General features: G+C 49.7%; 17 protein-coding genes, 5 pseudogenes and 1 riboswitch. Of the genes and pseudogenes, 5 read left to right on the top strand and 17 right to left on the bottom strand.

The features are described from left to right. A pseudogene (locus tag IAE27_RS28430) lies at window positions 1-127 on the top strand (DDE-type integrase/transposase/recombinase); the annotation flags it as partial. Between the two features lie 6 nt (window positions 128-133). Here the strand turns inward: IAE27_RS28430 and IAE27_RS28425 are convergent. The 15 genes and pseudogenes from IAE27_RS28425 to IAE27_RS28355 all read right to left on the bottom strand — a co-directional run. Next, a pseudogene (locus tag IAE27_RS28425) lies at window positions 134-892 on the bottom strand (cytochrome c-type biogenesis protein CcmH); the annotation flags it as partial. After that, a complete protein-coding gene (locus IAE27_RS28420) occupies window positions 889-1,446 on the bottom strand; it encodes a DsbE family thiol:disulfide interchange protein (RefSeq protein WP_200093269.1) in 558 nt (185 codons plus the stop codon). The pseudogene IAE27_RS28425 and the gene IAE27_RS28420, both read right to left, overlap by 4 nt. Then, complete coding sequence (locus tag IAE27_RS28415; RefSeq protein WP_200093267.1) at window positions 1,443-3,380, bottom strand: heme lyase CcmF/NrfE family subunit; 1,938 nt, start codon at window positions 3,378-3,380, stop codon at window positions 1,443-1,445. The genes IAE27_RS28420 and IAE27_RS28415 overlap by 4 nt, the downstream gene beginning before the upstream one ends. Continuing rightward, on the bottom strand, window positions 3,377-3,856 hold the full coding sequence (ccmE, locus tag IAE27_RS28410) for a cytochrome c maturation protein CcmE (protein WP_200093265.1): 480 nt from the start codon (window positions 3,854-3,856) through the stop codon (window positions 3,377-3,379). The genes IAE27_RS28415 and ccmE overlap by 4 nt, the downstream gene beginning before the upstream one ends. 1 nt (window position 3,857) lies before the next feature. Continuing rightward, a complete protein-coding gene (gene ccmD / locus IAE27_RS28405) occupies window positions 3,858-4,052 on the bottom strand; it encodes a heme exporter protein CcmD (RefSeq protein ID WP_200093263.1) in 195 nt (64 codons plus the stop codon). Beyond that, on the bottom strand, window positions 4,049-4,786 hold the full coding sequence (locus IAE27_RS28400; protein ID WP_200093261.1) for a heme ABC transporter permease: 738 nt from the start codon (window positions 4,784-4,786) through the stop codon (window positions 4,049-4,051). Before IAE27_RS28400 ends, ccmD begins: the two co-directional genes overlap by 4 nt. 39 nt (window positions 4,787-4,825) lie before the next feature. Further along, window positions 4,826-5,488, bottom strand: a complete 663-nt coding sequence (gene ccmB / locus IAE27_RS28395) for a heme exporter protein CcmB (RefSeq protein ID WP_200093259.1) — start codon at window positions 5,486-5,488, stop codon at window positions 4,826-4,828. Further along, window positions 5,485-6,102, bottom strand: a complete 618-nt coding sequence (gene ccmA, locus IAE27_RS28390; RefSeq protein ID WP_200093257.1) for a cytochrome c biogenesis heme-transporting ATPase CcmA — start codon at window positions 6,100-6,102, stop codon at window positions 5,485-5,487. Before ccmA ends, ccmB begins: the two co-directional genes overlap by 4 nt. 19 nt (window positions 6,103-6,121) lie before the next feature. Then, entirely contained in the window at window positions 6,122-6,925 is an 804-nt protein-coding gene (locus IAE27_RS28385) for a cytochrome c1 (protein WP_200093275.1), read from the bottom strand. 2 nt (window positions 6,926-6,927) lie between these two features. Next, window positions 6,928-8,088, bottom strand: a complete 1,161-nt coding sequence (locus IAE27_RS28380; protein ID WP_195440270.1) for a cytochrome b — start codon at window positions 8,086-8,088, stop codon at window positions 6,928-6,930. Window position 8,089: 1 nt separating this feature from the next. Further along, window positions 8,090-8,641, bottom strand: coding sequence for a ubiquinol-cytochrome c reductase iron-sulfur subunit (gene petA / locus IAE27_RS28375; protein ID WP_413785472.1), 552 nt, complete (start codon window positions 8,639-8,641; stop codon window positions 8,090-8,092). A 27-nt stretch (window positions 8,642-8,668) separates the two neighbouring features. After that, entirely contained in the window at window positions 8,669-9,109 is a 441-nt protein-coding gene (locus tag IAE27_RS28370; RefSeq protein WP_200093253.1) for a pseudoazurin, read from the bottom strand. 10 nt (window positions 9,110-9,119) lie between these two features. Further along, entirely contained in the window at window positions 9,120-9,935 is an 816-nt protein-coding gene (locus IAE27_RS28365; protein ID WP_195440268.1) for an ABC transporter ATP-binding protein, read from the bottom strand. Continuing rightward, window positions 9,932-10,999, bottom strand: a complete 1,068-nt coding sequence (locus tag IAE27_RS28360; RefSeq protein WP_200093251.1) for a FecCD family ABC transporter permease — start codon at window positions 10,997-10,999, stop codon at window positions 9,932-9,934. Before IAE27_RS28360 ends, IAE27_RS28365 begins: the two co-directional genes overlap by 4 nt. A gap of 66 nt (window positions 11,000-11,065) precedes the next feature. Beyond that, window positions 11,066-12,121 carry an ABC transporter substrate-binding protein gene (locus IAE27_RS28355; protein WP_200093273.1) on the bottom strand — a complete coding sequence of 352 codons (1,056 nt, stop codon included), beginning with the start codon at window positions 12,119-12,121 and terminating at the stop codon, window positions 11,066-11,068. 220 nt (window positions 12,122-12,341) lie between these two features. Then, window positions 12,342-12,566, bottom strand: a riboswitch (cobalamin riboswitch). Window positions 12,567-13,024: 458 nt separating this feature from the next. On the opposite strand from IAE27_RS28355, the pseudogene IAE27_RS28350 reads away from it, so the two are divergent. The 3 genes and pseudogenes from IAE27_RS28350 to IAE27_RS30035 all read left to right on the top strand — a co-directional run. Then, a pseudogene (locus IAE27_RS28350) lies at window positions 13,025-13,425 on the top strand (IS1 family transposase); the annotation flags it as partial. Window positions 13,426-13,534: 109 nt separating this feature from the next. Next, window positions 13,535-14,020: a hypothetical protein gene (locus IAE27_RS28345; RefSeq protein WP_227685322.1), complete on the top strand. Its 486-nt coding sequence runs from the start codon at window positions 13,535-13,537 to the stop codon at window positions 14,018-14,020. A gap of 9 nt (window positions 14,021-14,029) precedes the next feature. After that, a pseudogene (locus IAE27_RS30035) lies at window positions 14,030-15,216 on the top strand (IS91 family transposase). Window positions 15,217-15,488: 272 nt separating this feature from the next. Here the strand turns inward: IAE27_RS30035 and IAE27_RS28335 are convergent. Further along, window positions 15,489-17,618 (bottom strand): TonB-dependent receptor, encoded by a 2,130-nt coding sequence (locus IAE27_RS28335; protein WP_200093249.1) that lies wholly within the window; start codon window positions 17,616-17,618, stop codon window positions 15,489-15,491. Between the two features lie 130 nt (window positions 17,619-17,748). Between IAE27_RS28335 and IAE27_RS28330 the strand changes: the two genes are divergently transcribed. Further along, entirely contained in the window at window positions 17,749-19,005 is a 1,257-nt protein-coding gene (locus tag IAE27_RS28330; protein WP_200093247.1) for a YncE family protein, read from the top strand. A 91-nt stretch (window positions 19,006-19,096) separates the two neighbouring features. Here the strand turns inward: IAE27_RS28330 and IAE27_RS28325 are convergent. Continuing rightward, a pseudogene (locus tag IAE27_RS28325) lies at window positions 19,097-19,178 on the bottom strand (IS6 family transposase); the annotation flags it as partial.

Raw genomic sequence — 19,178 nt, 5'->3', positions numbered from 1 at the left:
TCAGTGGAAATATCTGTACCGGGCAGTCGATACTGCGGGCCAGACCATCGATTTCCTGCTGACGGCTAAACGGGATACTGCGGCAGCGCTGCGTTCCTTTCGCAAGGCCATTCGCCGGCATGACGAACATCATCGGATCGAGTTGCCAGGCATTGACATAGGCATCAATAGCCATATCAATATTCCCTGTCATCATCCCGAGTTGACCCAGCATCACCCAGCCTTCGACACTGCCCGGATCGCTTTGCAGACGTGTACGCAAAGCCAGTGTCAGGCGGGCTATCTCTTCTTGATTAAGAGGGGGTTCTTTCAAATTCAAGGCTCTGTTCAGCAGCTCAGGCATCTGCTGAGTTGCCTGATGCAAGTTTTTTACCTGCTTGTAACTACCTGTCTGATAATAGCTGAGCGCGCCGAGAACCAGCGCAATAATAATTCCCGGCACATAAATGACAAGTCCACTCAGTTTTCCCTCTACAGGAGGGTCGTCAGGAAATGCCTCCTGCTTGAGCCAAACACGACGATGCGAGCGGACATAAATAATCCTGCCCCCCGTAAAAATGATAGTAATCGGCAGTACCCACAGCAGAATGGTCAGCGAAGTTAATGGCGGGTCGTAGGAGACGAAATTGCCATAGCGTGCCACCATATAATCGACGATCTCCCTATCGGTTTTCCCTTCCTGCAACAGCTCATACACTTTCTGGCGCAGATCGGCGGCAATCACCGAACTGGAATCCGCAATATTGTTGTTCTGGCATTTTGGGCAACGCAGTTGTTCAGTCAGCTTATGGAATTGCTGCTCCTGTGCCTCATTCTTAAATGGCATCACATCAATGGTAGCCAGCACGGAACCGGAAATTATCAGCATCAGCAATCCCAGCAAGAATCTCATTGTGCAGCCTCCTTACTATATTTCCGCCATAACAGATTGATTTCACGCTCCCATATTCGATCGTTTAGAGCACCGACGTGGCGATAGCGAATAATCCCTTTCCCGTCGATCAGGAAAGTTTCCGGTGTGCCATAGACGCCCAGATCTAACCCGACCATCCCATTACCATCAAACAAGCTCAGCGTATAAGGATTACCCAACTCTTTTAACCAGGCTATCGCTTTCTGGCGCTGGTCTTTGTAATTCAAACCGACCACCCGAATTCCCTGTGCAGAAAGCTGGTTCAGGTACTGGTGTTCAGCACGGCACGTCGGGCACCAGGTCGCCCAGACGTTGAGCAATATCGGCTTGTTCTGCGTCAGTACGTCCGCCTGATGATACTGGCCAGGATTTTCCAGCGACTCGAGCCTAAAGCCCGGAACCGGCTTCCCCACCAACGTCGACTCAAGGTTACCCGGCTCCTCGCCTTCAGCACCACGAACCAGTTGCCATAGCAGCACCGTCGTAATGGTGATAAAAATAATAAACGGAATCAGCAGGACGATACGCTTCACGCTTCCTCCTGAGGCCGTTGATAACGACGCTGTCGATAGCGCGGGTCAAACAGGCACAGCAATCCCCCCAGCGCCATCAGCACCCCACCGGCCCAAATCCAGCGGATAAACGGTTTGTAGTACAGCCGCACGGCCCATGCCCCGTTGTCTAACTCTTCCCCGAGAACAGCATACAGATCGCGGGTTATATCTCCGTCAATCGCCGCTTTGGCGGTCGCCGTTCTGGTACGATTGGAAGTGCGTTTTTCCGCACGGAGTACTGCTTCAACTTTACCGCGCCGCGTCACATTAATGGTCGCAACAGCGCTACCATAGTTAGGACCGGTAATGTGGTTAACTTCAAGAAAAGTGAAGCGATATTCATGGATATCAACATCATCTCCAGCCATCATGCGAACATCGCGCCCAATGCTATAGCTCTGGCTCAAAGCAATACCAACAATAGTCACCGCCAGCCCAACGTGACCGGCAACCATGCCCCAGTAGCTAAGCGTGATTGTCGTCCCACGCGATACTCTTCGGACGACTTCCGCCATTGCCAATGCAAAGATCCAGCTCGCCATAACCATCCCGACCACGGCCATCGCAACAATCTTGTTTTCAAGCAGCCATAGCGACAGCAGCGACAGCATAAATGTGCTCACTAGCACAAGAATCAGTAGACGCCGCAGTGCGCATGGACGATCGCGTCCCCAGCGCACCAGCGGACCAATCCCCAGCAGTAGCGCAAACGGTACCATCAGCCAGGTAAACATAGTATTAAAGAACGGTTCGCCAATCGAAATAGAGCCCAGCCCCAGCAGTTTGTGCACCAGCGGCAGCAACGTTCCCAGTAACACCATCAGCGTGGCGGCAACAAGCAGCACATTGTTACCCAATAGCATCGATTCGCGAGACCAGAGCGCATTATTGACCCGCGAGCGAATTTTATGTCCTCGCAAAGCAAACAGCAGCAGCGAACCGCCGATCGTCACCACCATAAAGGCGAGAATAAACATCCCACGCGACGGGTCTGAGGCAAATGAGTGCACCGAAACCACTATTCCGGAACGCACGAGGAAGGTCCCCAGCAGACAAAGCGCAAACGTGCAAATAGCGAGCAGCAGCGTCCAGGCTTTAAAACTGGCACGCTGCTCCGTTACCGGCAGCGAATGCACCAGCGCAGTTCCGACTAACCACGGCATAAACGAAGCATTTTCCACCGGATCCCAGAACCACCAGCCGCCCCAACCCAGTTCGCAATAGGCCCACGCGGAACCCAGCACAATCCCGAGCGTCAGGAAAATCCACGCCGCCAGCGTCCAGGGACGAGTGAAGCGCGCGAAGGAATTGTCCAGTCGTCCGCTCAGCAGTGCTGCAATCGCAAATGCAAACACCACCGAAAATCCCGCGTATCCCATGTACAACAGCGGTGGATGAAAAATTAGTCCCGGATCCTGCAACAGCGGGTTCAGATCGCCACCCTCAACGGGAAAATCAGGCAGCACACGGGCAAACGGATTAGAGGTGAATAAAATAAACATTAGAAAACCGGAGCCAATCATCCCCAGTACAGACAACGCGCGGGTAACAATATCCCGCGGCATTGACCTACTAAATAGCGCCACGGCAAACGTCCAGCCGCTCATCATTAGCATCCACAGCAACAGGGAACCTTCGTGCGCTCCCCATGTTGCGGCCACGCGATACCAGGGCGGCAGCTGCGTGCTGGAGTGGCTGGCAACATAAGTCACGGAAAAATCATTGACCACGAACGCATGAGCAAGAACCAGAAAGGCCCCCATAACCAGAGCAAACAATAGCAAGGCAAAAATCCCAGCCGAATCCATCATCCGCGTATCGCCACGCGCAGCACCCCATAGCGGATAAACGCTTAGAAGTAACGCCACGCTGAGCGCCAGACAGAGCAATCCGTTGCCAATTTCCGGCATCATGATGACTTATCCTGAGCAATACTGTTCAGGTGACGGTGATTTTTCTGCATCGCTTTTTCTACTTCCGGCGGCGTATAGTTTTCATCATGCCTGGCGAGAACTTCCCTGGCCTGCACATGATTTTTCTCGCCAAGCTCGCCTTGCACCACAACCCCCTGGCCTTCGCGAAAAAGATCCGGCAGGATCCCCTCGTACGCCACTGTCACCGTACCTTCTGCATCATAAATACTGAAATTCACCTTCAGCGAGTGCGGATCGCGACTCATGCTGCCCGGCATCACGATTCCACCGACGCGCAGGCGCTGGCCCACTTCCGGCAGCCGTTGTGTTTCACGCTTGCCGTAAATAATCTCTCCCGGCGTGTAGAAAAGATCGATACTCGAACGTAACGCGTAGAGGGTCAGCGCTATGGTAAACGTCAGGCCCGTCAGCACCGCGCAGACCACCCGGTAACGATTTTTATATCGGAGATTCATGCTACCGCTCCGCTCGCATCCGCATTTCACGCGCGCGCTGCCGCGCAATATCCCGCAAAATCGTGTGATGCGACATGGCGCTATGTACGATCAGCATCGCCATGGGAATGATAGTCATCAACACCGCAAGCCAGACGTAAAAGGCGTACCCGCCCATAGCGAAGAAATCACTCCAGGATGCAAATGCGCTGGTCATTGACAACTCCTTTTTAAAATCAGCTCACCTACCCACTGACGGCGTTTTTCCAATATCAAAACCAGATTACGCATGCGCATCAGCGTTAACATGATGAACAACAGCAGATAGCCGAGAATCACCAGGCAAAGCGGCATACGCATTGCAGGATCAATGCTTTGCTGCATATTCGTTGAACCTTGATGTAGCGTATTCCACCACTCCACCGAATAGTGGATAATCGGTAGGTTAATGACGCCAATCAGCACCAGAACGCCCACCGCACGTCCGGCCAGAGTACGATCATCAAAGGCATTCCAAAGCGCAATGGCACCCACGTAAAGAAACAGCAGTACCAGTTCAGAGGTCAATCTGGCATCCCAAACCCACCAAGTTCCCCACATCGGCTTACCCCATGAGGAGCCGGTTACCAATGCAATAAAGGTAAACACCGCGCCGGTCGGAGCCATGGCGACCAATATCAGATTGGCCATTTTTGTCTGCCAGACAAGACCAATAAACGCGGCAACCGCCATCGCGGTATAAATTCCCATCGACCACATTGCCGCCGGTACGTGTAGATAAATAATGCGATAGCTGTCGCCCTGCTGATAATCCGCTGGCGCGAAACCGAATCCCCAAATCCAACCTGCAGCCAATACCAGCGTGCTGGCGACGCCCATCCACGGAGCCAGCACGCAACAGAACTGATAAACCCGCGGTAGATTCACCAATTGATGCTGTGTATTCCACATAATTCAGTTACCAGACTCAGACAAAATAATAGCAACGCGCTACTGCAAACTAATACGTAAAGCAGCAGCCGTCACAAACGGACTTATTGTTGCGCTACCAGTCAGCAGCGCCCCCAGAATCGCGATGTACCCTTCTACCGGAAGATGCATAGAAGCCGCATCCATCGCGGTAGTCGTAAAAATGAGTACCGGGATAGTTAGCGGCAGTACCAGCAAGCTGACCAGTACGCTGTTGCGCTTTAGTCCAATGGTCAACCCGACGCCTGGCGCACTGAGAAAGGTCAGGGTTGGCGTACCCAGCAATAGCGTCAGCGTCATAATTTTCCAGCCATAGAAGTCCATTCCCAATAGCATCGCTACCAGCGGCGAGAAAATAAGCAGCGGCAGTCCGGTCACCATCCAGTGAACAATCATCTTCGCCATTACCACCGCAGGCAACGGCAGCGGCAACAGCAGCAATTGTTCGAGAGTACCATCGTGCAGGTCATCGCGAAAAAGTCGCTCCAGCGCCAGCAGCGAAGAGAGCAACGCAGCAACCCAAATAATGCCCGGCGCCAGGCGTGCCAGGAGCCGGGCTTCAGGGCCGATACTTAGAGGGAACAACGTAATAACCATCAAGAAGAACCACTGAGGATTCGCAACTTCCGCGCAGTGGCGCAAAGCCACGCGCAGCTCAAAACGTAAAATTTTCCATATCATCACCGTACCCTCTCGCCAGCCAGCGCTATCCGGCGAATATTGTCGGTTGTCACATTCATTGACTGATGATTTGTCAGAATCACCCTCCCTCCCTGCGCCGTATGCTGCGACATGCGCTGCGTCAGACGATCTACGCCATTAATATCAAGAGCGGTAAAGGGTTCATCAAGGATCCAGAGCGTAGCGCCCGTCAGCCAGAGGCGAGCAAGGGCAACGCAGCGCTGCTGTCCGGCAGAAAGCTGACTCACTAAGGTATCTTCATACCCGGCAAGACCCACCTGGTCCAGAGCACGAAGACATTGTTGACTATCTCCGTTACGATGAAAAAAGCGCAAGTTTTCAAGCGATGTGAGCCGGGTTTTGATCCCCGATTGATGGCCAATCCATAATAGATTTTGATGGTAGCGTTCCCGCACGCGATGCAGCGGTTGCCCATGCCAACATACCTCCCCGGCATCAGGGCGAGCGAGCCCGGTCAGCAAGCGCAACAGGGTGGTTTTCCCTGCACCATTGCCTCCGGTTATTTGTATCCATTCCCCCGCGTTAACCTCGAATGTTAAATCTTTAAATAAGATTCGTTCGTCTCTCTCGCAGAAGAGCTTTCTGGCTTCAAGCATACTCCCTACCCATTTGTGCTCATTTCGGCGAGCGCCTCTTCATTCGTCGCAATATCCATAGCAATCCCAGCATAATGGCCAGATAGCTCATAACGTAAGTTCCCTGCGGTCTTCGTTCTGAGAGCTCTGGATCGGCTGCCCATGCCAGAAAGGCGGTAACATCCCTGGCATATTGCTCTTCCGTTTCAGCTTTTTGCGATGGTGGATTCCATTGAATCTCTCCATTCGTAAGCGGTTTCGGCATGTTAATCATCCCGCCGGGAAAGTAGCGATTAGCCTTCAGTTCGGGATCCGCAGGCAGATAACCGGTTAACAGCGCGTAGACGTAATCTGCCCCCTGCTCCGTATAGGGCAGAAAAGCATCAAACAGGAATTGCGGGAATCCGCGATCGTATGAACGAGCGCGGACGATATAGCTCAGGTCAACAGGCTCAGCGCCATTGTTAAGGTATCGTGCTTCCCGCTCGTTCAGGTAAGGCGATATGAAGCTGTCATTTAACGTACCGTCCCGCTCACCAACCTGACCGTCATCCTGAATATCAGGGAACTGATAGCCGCTGGCGATACTTTTTGCGTCATCAACCGTGAGTTCCGGGCCGCCGGACCTGGTCAATGACCTAAAAGTAAGGTACTTCATGCCGTGACAAGCGCGACACTTCTCTTCATAAACCTGCAGGCCACGCCGAAGCTGCTCTTTATCATACTGACCATTGATGCCGCTAAAGCTCCAGTCCTGTCTCTCGGGCGTAGGCTCCTGCGCGCAGGTAGACCCCAGTCCCAACAGGGAAAAACACAGAACACTGAATTTCAATAATCGATTCATCATCAGTCTTGCTTTTCCAGAAAACGACGGCAGGGTAATACGATTAAAAACCAGGCAAACCAAATCAGCGTCGAAAGCTGAGATGCAGCACGGATCCAGCCTTCTTCATTACGGAAACCGTCAACAAGGTCGGGACCAACCAGCGCTTTCGATCCTAACCAGCCTAAAAAGCAGGCATTGATGACCCACAGCCAGAATCCGCATTTAACCAGTTTGCTGTAATGGCGGAAACGAGCCCGGGAAGTATCAAGCCAGGGAAGGAAATAGAAAATCAGTATCGACCCACACATCGCAGCTAACCCAACGAATTCATTAGGAAAGCAACGCAAGATGGAGAAAAAGGGAAGAAAATACCATTCTGGCGCAACAATCGCTGGGGTAACCGTTGGATCCGCAGGAATAAAGTTATCGGCACTACTTAGATAGTGCGGTGCGAAGAATAAAAACCAGGCGAAGAGCATCAAAAAAATGGTGATTTTGATGGCATCAAGATCGGTAATTTTGTAATCGAATAGCAGGCTTCTGGACTCTTTCTCGCTAAACCTCTTTTTCATCGCCTGTGCAAATGCCGACTGTACGGTACGTATGTGCAAAACCGTCACCATGACAATTACAAAGGGAAGAATAAAGTGGATAACAAAAAAGCGGCCAAGCATCGGCGTACCCGGCGTATGGCTGCCGACTAAATATGCGTAAAGCGTATCCCCCACCCACGGAATAGCCTGGGCAAAGCGAGTAATGACCGTTGCCGCCCAGTAGCTTTTTTGCCCCCAGATAAGGCTATAACCCAGAAATGCGGTCATCATCAGCAGGATGTATAGCGTGACGCTAATTATCCACATTGTCGTCCAGGGCTTACGGTACACGTTGTAGTACATGCCGCGAAAAATATGCAGATAGCAGGCAAAGAAAAAGAGTGACGCGCCAATAGCATGCGTATTTCGCAACAGCTCTCCATGGCGAACCGCGCGCATAATATGAATAATAGAATCATATGCCAGCTCAGCCGTCGGTACGTAAAACATCGCCAGTATGATACCCGTAAGGATCTGCACGACGAGCATAACCAGCAGGATAGCACCGATAGCGAATACCCAGATTCCGGCAACCGAGCGAGGAAAAGGGATACGCCCAGGGAGCGAAGAGGCACGCGCACTCATCATATCAGGCTTCCTTAGCGCCGATGCGCAGGGTCAGACCATCGGGATGAAAGGCGTAGTCAGGGATGGTCAGATTCACGGTAGCCGGTCCACGGGTTACACGTCCGGAGGTATCGAATTCAGACCCATGGCACGGACAGACCCAGCCCTGCCCTCCAGATCGGGAATTGGGTACACATCCGGCATGAGGGCAGTATCCCTGAACCACCAGCCATTGAGGATAAGCATCAGAGACCCTCTCGCTGTCAGACTGTGGATCGACAAACGTGTGCCAGTCAGCATTTCTTGCAGCAACAATCTCATCAGGCGTGCGGTGGTGAATAAGAATTAGCTTTCCCTGCCATACACGTCTGACTGTTTGCCCAGCGGCAATCCCTGCGAGAGAGACATCAATCGGTTCATTCTCCCCAAGCGCTGTCTCATCCGGACCCAAGGCCGAAACCAGCGGCCAGACAGCAGCAGCAACACCTGCCGCACCGACGAATTTCGTCAATCTGCACAGGCATTCCCTGCGCTGCCCCCGAATTTCATCACTGGTATGTTTGTTATCCGTCACAGCACAATTCTCCATGAGTGTCGCGAGCTACTTCTTGTCTATACGAGTGTAGATATCCTGGAAGCGTTTATCGGCAATTCCCGGCGCTTTAAACGCGCGGTAGCTGTCCGGTAAAGTGGCATCGCCAACTTTAATCAGCATCACCATGCCCTGAGCATAATGCGGTGTACATTTGATGCCGTAAAATCCGGCATTGTCATATTTCACTTCGATCTCTTCATCTATTTTGCCCATAAAACCAGGATAATCTGCCGGAGACAATTCTGCGATTGAAGCCGCATTATGGCTCTTATGTTTACGGATAAACTTCACCGTATCACCGGGTTGGATCTCAAGATAATCCGGTTCATAGACCATTGGCCCCGCAGATCCACGATTTTTCATCAACACTTCGTGAGTTTGTGCGAAGGCTGAAGAGGCGATGGCAAGTAAACACAAAACTTTCAGACTCTGTTTGAGGTATTTCATCGATTCTTCCTTAAAATTCATCAGGTCTTTGGTAACGAATAAAACAATTTTCACTACCCGCTTCATGTCCAACAATGGCGTCAATACCAAACCAGGCATGAAGGTTTTCGCGGGTAAAAACAGCGCAAGGAGTTCCCTGCATAGCCATATGTCCGGATGTCATTACGATGATGCGATCGCAGAACATTGCGGCATGATTGAGGTCGTGTAGAGCGGCAATCACCGTGAGCTTTTCACGTTTAACCAGGCTAAGCAGGCCAATCTGATGTTGAATGTCGAGATGGTTAGTAGGCTCATCCATTAGCAACAGTTGCGGCTGTTGTGCCAGTGCCCGGGCGATATGTAGGCGCTGTTTTTCTCCCCCAGAAAAGGTATGCCAGCAGCGGTGCTGTAATTCACGGAGATCGACCTTCTCCAGCATCGTTTGCACGATATCGTCATCTTTAACGGACCAGGGTGAGAGCAGGCTAAGCCAGGGGGTCCGTCCCAGCGAAACGGCCTGCAAAGCGGTAATACGTTCACCTGTCTCAGCCTGCTGTTCGACGAGCGCCACCTTCTGTGCAAGATGGCGGCGTGAATAATGGTGGAGTGCTTTGTGCTGTAGCGTGATGTGACCAGACGTGGGTTTCAGCAAACCAGCCAACAACGAAATGAGCGATGTTTTACCCGACCCGTTGGGACCAATAATTCCGACAAACTCGCCGGGAGCCACGCTGAGCGATACATCATCAACGATCGCTTTGCCTTTTACCTTCCAACGCAGGTTACATGCCTCAATAACGACTTCAGCAGAGGCCACAGGAGGCAATACAGGATTGACGGTCATTTGGCCTTATTTCCTCTGATCAGGATGATTGAAAACGCGGGCGCACCGACCAGAGCCGTGATCACACCTATCGGTAATACCTGTCCGGGCAGTAATGTGCGGGAGATAACATCGGCAATGATGAGAAAAATCGCCCCAATCAGTGCGCTAACTGGCAACAGGCGATGATGTTGGTTACCAACCAACATACGGGCAGCGTGGGGGATAACAAGACCGACAAAGCCGATCGCGCCCACAATAGAGACCATGATCGCCGTCATACCGGTGACGGCGGCAATCAGCACGGCACGGGTACGTTTTACCGGAATGCCCAGCGATGCCGCAGATTCTGCACCAAAGGAAAAAGCGTCGAGATGGCGGGCATAACAGAAGCACAGCGCGACACCGATCAGTGCAGTAGGAATGGCTAAGACAACGTCGGGCCAGCGCACGCCGCTCAGGTTGCCCAACAGCCAGAACATAATACCCCGCGCCTGCTCGGCGTTTGCTGAGCGGGTGATGATCAGTGACGTAATCGCATTGAAAAGTTGCGAGCTGGCGATCCCGGCAAGAATAATTTGGGTTGTCACACCACCGCCCTGTCTACTGCCTGCGGCCATCGCTAATAACGCGACGAACAGAAATGCCGTCAGCGCGCCTATAAAAGCCCCCAATGACATACTGATGATCCCGGCCCCTATCCCGGTGAGAGCAACCAGCACTGCACCGGTGGATGCCCCGGCAGAAATCCCCAATAGATAGGGTTCGGCAAGCGCATTACGTAACAGAGACTGTAATACAACGCCGGAAACAGCCAGGCACGCACCGCAGCTGGCTGAAACCAGCGCCCGGGTCAGACGGTAGTTCCAGATGATCCCGGCATCCAGTGCATCGACAGGATAGTGCGTATCAAAAAGATGATTCGCCAAAGTACTGAGTACATGCCGCCAGGGGATAAGCGTTTCGCCAATGGAAATTCCTGCTAACAGTACGCAGCACATCAGCGCGCTGACCCAGAGGGCGTGCCCACCAGCTCTTACCACAAGCTGACCAACAGCGCGACGCATCCTGCGAGAATCACTCATGATTATCTGCGTTCCTGAGTAACGGAGATGCACTATGCCGGACCTGGGCATAGCGCAAAGCGTAGATTAATGAGAGGCTTGCGGATGCGCTAAGCCATATTCAACAAGGGCATCAGCCAGTTTTTCCACCCCATCAATGGTTTTGATCCCAGCATTCATTGTCTGTACATCAATAACTGGCAGATGGTTTTCCTTGACGGCAGGAAGCAGTTTGGCGACAGGATCGGACTTGAGGTATTCCATCTTGACCTTCCAGTCATCAGCAGGGAAGCGGCGACGACTCATCTCACCGAGCACAATAACTGAAGGGTGAGCTTTAGCGATGGTTTCCCAACCTACCGTTGGCCACTCTTCTGCAGAATCAATCACATTTTTCACCCCCAGCGTCTGGGCTATCCATGCAGCGGGGCCAAACTTCCCTGCAACATAAGGATCGAGCTGCAGATCAGCACTTGAGAACCAGAACACGACGGAGACATTCTTATCCATTCCGGTAATTTTATTTTTCGCTGCGACTTCACGTGCTTTAAGGCTGTCAATCAATGCCTCCCCTTTATCCTGAACATCGAAGATTTTCGCCAGATCGGCGACTTCCTGATACACCATGGCAATATCAAACATGCGCTTACGAACACCATCACCGCCATCTTCGTTATCTTTCGCGCAGTCAGCCGGCGCGGTGTAAACAGGAACCTTCAGTTCACTAAACTGTTCGTAAGAGGCAACCGTGCCTGCGGGGCCGATTTGCCACTCAAACTGGCTGGCGACCAAATCTGGTTTTTTAGCCACAATCCCTTCAAAACTGGGAATATTTTGCGCAATAACGGCAACGTTCTCATTTGCAGCTTTATAAGTATTCAGTACCGGTCCAAACCACAGCGAAGTGCCTACCACTCGGTCGGCCAGTCCCAGTGAATAGAGAATCTCAGTACTGTTCTGGCCCACTGTTGCCACCCGCGTTGGCGCCTGATTGAAGGTGATATCGCGACCACAGTTTTTAATCGTCAGAGGGTATTCGGTTTTTGCCGCACTGGAAAACCCGGAAGTAAGCAGTAGAGCAGTAGTGCCAACAATGGCCAGAAGCGCTTTTTTAGAGGAAAAAGAGGTAGAATTAGCGTGCATTATCATCGTCCCGTTGATGCCAGAATCTAAAGATCTGGTCATGGCTCATTTCGTTCCATATATCGGGAGGAGACATGAAGATAGATGACATTGAATCGTGAAAATTAAGAATAAAGATTTGCAAAAAATGCAAATAACCCTTGCTTAGGCAAAATTTTATTCATAAATATACTACGATCTTTGTCAAATAATTCATCCCATGGACCATCCCGTCCACTCAATGGTATACCACGTTGACAGCAGGTCTCCTGACTCACGGCAATAAGAATATCAGCCTTCCCATAAAGACGAGCTTTACAGTGACCTGCGGTTTATTAACCACACATGGATATTCGACATCCGCCTACAGTTGCGGGGGCAGTTATGGCATTGAATTTAACAATCCTCACCATATTCCTATTCAAATACAAAAATGTAATGAAATGCTGTCGAAAGTGACTCTAACGGTAATGGTTAGCAAGGTCAACCGTATAAGCAAAGATAAAAAAATCACAAAAAACACAAGAAAAGGGAATGAAATTCAACACCTTACACCAAAGCCACCAAGCAGAAAATCATCCTTGAGAATAATCAAAAAAAACTAAATGAGAATTAATTGATACTGATCAAAGTTATGCGTTAGATTTAATTTCTGTAAATTAAATGTATTGATCGATATCAATAACACAGTCAATTAGCGATTAGTTTATTTATTAATGCGATCTCTCCATATGAATCAGGGTAATGATTCCAATTTATCTTATCAGGGGTCTGAGTTCCAATGGAACGAAAACATATGATCTACCTGATATATAAGAAAACAGATATGTGAAAACGCCCTAAAAAGGGCGTATTTTTAATCGAAAATGGGTAATGCTCCCAACTTACTGATTTAGTGTATGATGGTGTTTTTGAGATGCTCCAGTGGCTTCCATTTCCATCAGCTGTCCTTCCTGTTCAGCTATTGAAGGCGTGGTGCGTAACGGCAAAAGCACTGCCGGACATCAGCGCTATCTCTGCTCTCACTGCCGTAAAACATGGCAACTGCATTTCACTTACACTGCCTCTCAGCCCGGTACATACCAGAAAATTATTGATATGGCCATGAATGGCGTCGGATGTCGCGCCAGTGCACGTATTATGGGCGTTGGCCTCAACACGATTTTACGGCACTTAAAAAACTCCGGCCGCAGTCGGTAACCTCGCGCATACAACCGGGCAGTGACGTCATTGTCTGCACGGAAATGGACGAACAGTGGGGCTACGTCGGGGCCAAATCGCGCCAGCGCTGGCTTTTTTACTCGTATGACAGGATACGGAGAACGTAGCGCCCTTACAGGGCGAACGTCAAGGCTTTGCCGTTCCAGTGGTGTTCATGACCGGCACACAGCTTTATACTCTGCGCTATGTTAATTTCCACAGGAATTCATCCACATGGCTCGCAGCAAAGCCCCCAGAAAACGCAAACCCGGTAAATCAGGTAAACCCTCTGTAGCCCGTGTTGTTACCCCTCCCTCTTATCTAAAACGTTTTATGGTCACCTTACCCCCCGACACTGACGGTCATGAGCCCGATGAGTTCTTCTACGAGACGCCGGCAGAAGCCATACAGCACTGCGTCCGTTTCGGCCCTCAGTTTTTCCTCGACACGCAGTTTTATCCGCCACAGGTCACGATTATCCGCGGCTTTGAGCAGCATCCCGGAGAGGCGGATAAAACCGGATATGACAGTATTGGTGACGCGATGACAGAAAGCATGCCCCTGGATGAGTTCATGACCTGCACGGAGCTGGAGATAATCCCGCTCTCCTTCGACCCGTGGGACAAATATACCGACAACTGGGCCGACAGACCCGACTGCGACTGCGACTGCGGGCAGTATGTCGATTTTCGTTTCACTGGAAAAATACCCGGACTGTAATACTCCGGCATGTATATCCCGCGACCAGCGAAGTTACTCTTCACCACCGATGACGGCTGGAACCTGTACATCGACAAACACGGGGACACCATCAGCCCCTGGACCCGCCTCTGCGTCGAGCGCATGCTCGCCTGCGGCACCGCTGCAATGAGGGTGAAGGGATACTGCTTGCATCCCCGGACTGCACCCACTCCCGCTTCTTCTGCCAGACCTGTAAATCAAAAAGCTGCAGCTCCTGCGGACATAAGGCCACGTAACAGTGGGGGTCGCAGCAGAGCCACACTCTGCCCGACTGCGACTGGCAGCATATCACCTTCACCATGCCCCATCTGCTGTGGCCCTTTTTCAACAACAACCGGTCCCTGCTCAGTGCCCTGTTCCGGGCTGCCTCCCGCGCCATGCTCCTGTGGGCCCGTAAACAGGGAGTGGAGGTCGGTGTCTTCTGCGCCCTGCACACCTACGGTCGCAGCTCAACCAGCATTCCCACATTCATCTCTCCGTCACCCGGGGCGGACTCAATATTAAGCACGGCGTCTGGCGCGACCTCTTCTTTAAGAAGCACGCTGTAGAAGAAATCTGGCGCGGGGCCGTCATCCGCCTGCTGCGCCACAGCTATAATCTGATTAACCCCGGCAGCCTGCCGGGGCTGGGGCATATCCACGATAACAGGCAGTGGCAGCGGTATCTGCAGGCCCAGTACGAACGCCACTGGAAAGTCCACTTCGCGAAGAAGACCCGGGGAGCCTGCCATAGCGTCAAATATCTGGGCCGGTACCTTAAGCGACCATCTGTGTCAGCAGCAAAACTCAGGCACGACAGTGGCAGCGCCGTGGTGCATAACTATTACGACCACCGCACGCAGCAGTACCGGCAGCAGACGCTGACGCATGAAGATATGGTCGGGCGCTATATCAGCCATATCCCGGCGAAGCATTTTAAAATGGTGCGCTACTACAGCTTTCTGTCAAACCATAAACGAGGCACGCTGCTGCCGAAGGTGTATGAGGCCCTGCAAATGGAAGAGAGAAAAACCGGAACAACCGGACTTCGCCGCGCTGATGAAGGCGTTCCTGCGCACAGATCCGTACAGATGCATCCTGTGCGGCAACAGACTGCGCTTCAACAGTGCACAGGCCGGCAGGCGCGGGTCGGAATTAGTGGCAGAAAGGCTGCACAGTATCGACCGGAAACGATAGCTTCTGGCCCAGCCCGCAGGGTAAGTTCGTCTAAAAAATGGGTTTAAGGTTAAAAATAAGCCGAAAACAGCATTTTCTCACCATAAATTCCCCGATCGCACGCTATCAGGCCCTATAAGGAAATAAAATTCATGGTCAGGAAAATTTTAAAACGATGATTCAGTTTCCTAACCATCAAGTTGGGTGCATTACCCGCTAATGCGAAAGAGCCATTAAACCAGGTACACTCTGGCAAAGCTCAGGTATACCTGGTTTAATTGAAAGATGTGGGTTCAAAATTCCACACTAAAACCTACTTTGTAATTTCTGGAGGCGCCAATGGTTGCCCAGTTAGCCCCGCTAAAAACACCTTCCCAATATTTTTCATTTGTTACATTATCCACTTTTGCAAAAATAGTAGTGTTTGTTTTTTTGGATTTTATATTGTAACGAACGCCTAAGTCCAGAGTTTTGTATTCGGGTAGCTGTAACGAATTGTCAGCCGATAAATCTTGTTTCCCCACATATGTCCCTCTGGCTGAAACATATAAACCCCTCAACTGTGGGACATTGTATTCCAGTTCTGTTGCTGTTGTGAATTTTGGTATTCCGGGTATGAATCTCCCTTCATTTAGAGCTGCCTTTTCATATCTGGCTTTCATAACTGACGTCTGATTTAATAAGGATAAGTTTTCCGTTATATAACCTGAAGCAACAAACTCAACGCCTTGTATTTTATTTTTCGCGTCATTTGTGGTTATTTGAGTTTTGTTTTCATTTGTTGGTGCAGACAACTGAGTTACCATGGTTCCCGGTTTTGTTATCTGGAACAGCGCAAGGGTTGAATACCACTTATCCGTAGCTAATTTTGCGCCTAATTCAAACTGCTTTGTCTTTTGAGGTTCAAATGATTTTCCATAATTAACATCGTAAGGGAAAGAAACAGAGAATCCATCTGATAATCCTTCCATATAGTTAGCGTAAAATGAAAGTTCCTTGTAAAAAGGTTTAATAACCAACCCAATATTTGGTGAAGACTTCCTGTAAGTTACCTTTTTTCCGTCACCAGTTAAATAATTCCTGAGATTCATTTCCTGGTATCTGATGCCCATTGTGACCTGTAGTTTTTCATCAAGCACAGAAACTGTATCGGCGAGATTATAGCTTACATACTGGTTATCTAAGTTTTTGTATAACTTAGGCTTACCAGGCATTCCCGGACTGCTTGATGGGGCGTAAATATTTGTATTAAATGAATCACTTAAGCTGGGGGTTTTATGTTCATTTGTTTTCCTTTGTAGATAATCACCTCTGATATTTATGTCATGATAAAAATATCCGGTGTTGAATTTAAAATTACCGCCAAGACGTGATGATAAATTATATTCGGAATAACCTAAGTTAAACAGATTACCTTTTGCATCGCCTTTATCGTTTATGAGAGTTAATCTTGTTCCGTTTAAAAAGCCGGTAGCTTCTTTTTTTGCATAACCTACATTCCCATAAAGCTTTATGTCCGGATCAAAATAATACTCAGTATTTAAACCAATGAATTTACTTTTGCTTTCGGTGCCTGAATTATTAAAATAATTCGTATCGCCATCAGGTGGTGATAAAACCCCTGTTTTTTTACTCATGTTAACTATGGTCGGTGTGCCATTTTTTCTTTTTTCATAAATTGAGTATGCATCCAGGCTAAGGTGAAAGTCATCACCCAGATAATCAATTGCTAAAGAGCCTAATGACTTTCTGTCATGCATACCTTTAATATAGTGCTCACCGTTACCATGAACTATATTTGCACGAACCCCTAACTTTTGTTCATCGTCCAGAAATCTTGATATATCAAAATGGTTTTGAAAGTATTTCCCATCATCAAGTGAACTTGTGAATCTTGTTACTTCATAGTCAGCTCTTTTAGGGTTAAGAATCAATACACCACCCACTGCGCCTCCACTGGGGGCCACCCCGCCAATAAGGGTATTTGGGCCTTTCAGTACGGTTACTGATTCAATAAATTCTATGGGAGTATGACCGAAAGGAGCCATCCCATAAAAGTTATTATATGAAATATCTTCATAATTTAATGGAAGGCCACGCAATAAAAAATTCTCATTGAAGTGATGACTTCCTGTTGACGTCCTGATACTTGGGTCGTTTTTTAAAACATCTCCTAATGTGGATGCATTTTGATTTCTTATACCCTCATTTGAGTAAGAGGTAATAGAAAAAGGAGTATTTTGTATGTCTTTCTCACCCAGACTACCAATCTGAGCATACTTATTTAGTTTTTTGTTAGTATGCGTTTGATAAGCTTTTACCTCAATCACCTCTTCATTGTTCTCACCAATGGTCGCAGCGTGTAACGACATACCAGAACATGCTGGTAAACACAGATATAATGCAGTTCTTTTGGTAATCATTTCCATCCCCCGAATGAATTATAATGATAATCATTATCATTTAATTACATTTTTATGGTAAAGTCGACTTAATTTGCAAGAAGCATGTCTGGCATATCTCAACGTTGGATGTAACGAGTAATTTGTCATCATGCAGGAGCCCTCTGACCACAGTGGCTCAGAATTTCTGCCCCACAGCATGATGTTTTTTAAGTGCCTCATATCTTCCCCAAAAATGGAGTGTTACATGAAACTGACTGTTAAACCTCTGGTTCTGGCTGTGCTGATGGCCTGTACACTACCCACAGCGCAGGCGGCTGAAACCACTGGCCCCCTACAGGTAACGCAGCAGACTGCATCTGTTAAAATCACAGAACAGGCCGTGGCTAATGCCGTCTATGAGCTGGCCTATAGCCCCGGTAAGAATGAACTGTTTGTGATGGCTCCCGTATTCAAGAAAGACCTGGAAGCCGGTAAGAAACCGCAGGTGGTGCGCCTGAACGGAGACACGTTAAAACCTGAAGGGGCAACCGACCTGCCCTCAGCCGGTTTTGGCACTGTACTGGATGAAGCGAACCATACCCTCTATATCGGCACGCACAACAGCACCGTCATTGCATACGACACCGAAACCAACAAGGTGAAAGGTGAGCTCCCGCTTGCCGGTAAGGAAACAGATAAAAAAACCGGTAAAAAAAACTACACCCACTTTCTGCGCCAGCTTCGTCTGGATACAAAAAATCAGCGTCTGTATATCCCGGGCATCAGTGCTGAAAGCAGCGTTCTCTACGTGGTGGACACCCGCACCTTTAAGCTGATAAAAACCGTGGAAAACACGGGAAAAATGTCCACGGGCATCACGCAGGCTGCGGATGGCGGGGATATTTTTCTGACCAACTGGCAGCACGAAATGGTAGTGGTTGACAGCAAAACGCTGGATATTAAAAAACGATTCAATATCCCGGTAGACCAGCCGCTGTTCCTGGCCTGGAACCCGGAACGCAAGGAAGTGCTGGCCGTGGATGAAGGGCTGGAAAAAATTTACGGCATGCTGAAGAAAGAAGCGCAGGAAACCGGGAAAACCTATCAGGCAAAATCTGAAGGAGACTCACTTGTAGTGCTTGACCCACAGAGCGGTCAAGTGATACGTACTCTTCCGACAGGTAAACAGCCGGTGGCGGTAAGGGTGGACGATAAAACTGGTCGTATCTACGTCACCGCACTCCAGGGTGGTTCTGTGAGTGTGTACAGCACGAAGGATTATCGTCTGCTGAATACGGTAACCATCAAGCCGTCAGCCAACAGTATTGCTGTAAATTCGAAAGACGGCAGCGTCTATATCAGCGTTAAAAACTTTGCATCAGAAGACAAAACAGAAAAGGAAAAAGTCGCCCGACTTCAGTTCTGATCTGGCTACAGCGGTTCTGTCGCATTAAGGCGGCAGAACGGCTCTGTCGCATTAGCGTATGCATGTCAGCAAAATGTGTGCTGCTGATTTTTCAGGCAGCTAACAGATAAAATTGTTCTGCAGGTGACATTCCGTCACCTGCCGGATGCTGATATTGCCCTTTTCTTATCATG

The sequence above is a fragment of the Klebsiella sp. S69 genome, assembly GCF_016516145.1.
GTDB classification, from domain to species: Bacteria; Pseudomonadota; Gammaproteobacteria; order Enterobacterales; family Enterobacteriaceae; genus Klebsiella; species Klebsiella oxytoca.
Note: the sequence above shows the minus strand (reverse complement) of the source record. Positions and strands in the feature narration are given on the sequence as shown.

Excerpts from the sequence above, each read along its gene's own strand:
- IAE27_RS28415 (WP_200093267.1), bottom strand. The coding sequence starts at position 3,380 with ATGATGCCGGAAATTGGCAACGGATTGCTCTGTCTGGCGCTCAGCGTG.
- ccmE (WP_200093265.1), bottom strand. The coding sequence starts at position 3,856 with ATGAATCTCCGATATAAAAATCGTTACCGGGTGGTCTGCGCGGTGCTG.
- ccmD (WP_200093263.1), bottom strand. The coding sequence starts at position 4,052 with ATGACCAGCGCATTTGCATCCTGGAGTGATTTCTTCGCTATGGGCGGG.
- IAE27_RS28400 (WP_200093261.1), bottom strand. The coding sequence starts at position 4,786 with ATGTGGAATACACAGCATCAATTGGTGAATCTACCGCGGGTTTATCAG.
- ccmA (WP_200093257.1), bottom strand. The coding sequence starts at position 6,102 with ATGCTTGAAGCCAGAAAGCTCTTCTGCGAGAGAGACGAACGAATCTTA.
- IAE27_RS28385 (WP_200093275.1), bottom strand. The coding sequence starts at position 6,925 with ATGAATCGATTATTGAAATTCAGTGTTCTGTGTTTTTCCCTGTTGGGA.
- IAE27_RS28380 (WP_195440270.1), bottom strand. The coding sequence starts at position 8,088 with ATGATGAGTGCGCGTGCCTCTTCGCTCCCTGGGCGTATCCCTTTTCCT.
- IAE27_RS28370 (WP_200093253.1), bottom strand. The coding sequence starts at position 9,109 with ATGAAATACCTCAAACAGAGTCTGAAAGTTTTGTGTTTACTTGCCATC.
- IAE27_RS28365 (WP_195440268.1), bottom strand. The coding sequence starts at position 9,935 with ATGACCGTCAATCCTGTATTGCCTCCTGTGGCCTCTGCTGAAGTCGTT.
- IAE27_RS28360 (WP_200093251.1), bottom strand. The coding sequence starts at position 10,999 with ATGAGTGATTCTCGCAGGATGCGTCGCGCTGTTGGTCAGCTTGTGGTA.
- IAE27_RS28355 (WP_200093273.1), bottom strand. The coding sequence starts at position 12,121 with ATGCACGCTAATTCTACCTCTTTTTCCTCTAAAAAAGCGCTTCTGGCC.
- IAE27_RS28345 (WP_227685322.1), top strand. The coding sequence starts at position 13,535 with ATGGCTCGCAGCAAAGCCCCCAGAAAACGCAAACCCGGTAAATCAGGT.
- IAE27_RS28335 (WP_200093249.1), bottom strand. The coding sequence starts at position 17,618 with ATGATTACCAAAAGAACTGCATTATATCTGTGTTTACCAGCATGTTCT.
- IAE27_RS28330 (WP_200093247.1), top strand. The coding sequence starts at position 17,749 with ATGCAGGAGCCCTCTGACCACAGTGGCTCAGAATTTCTGCCCCACAGC.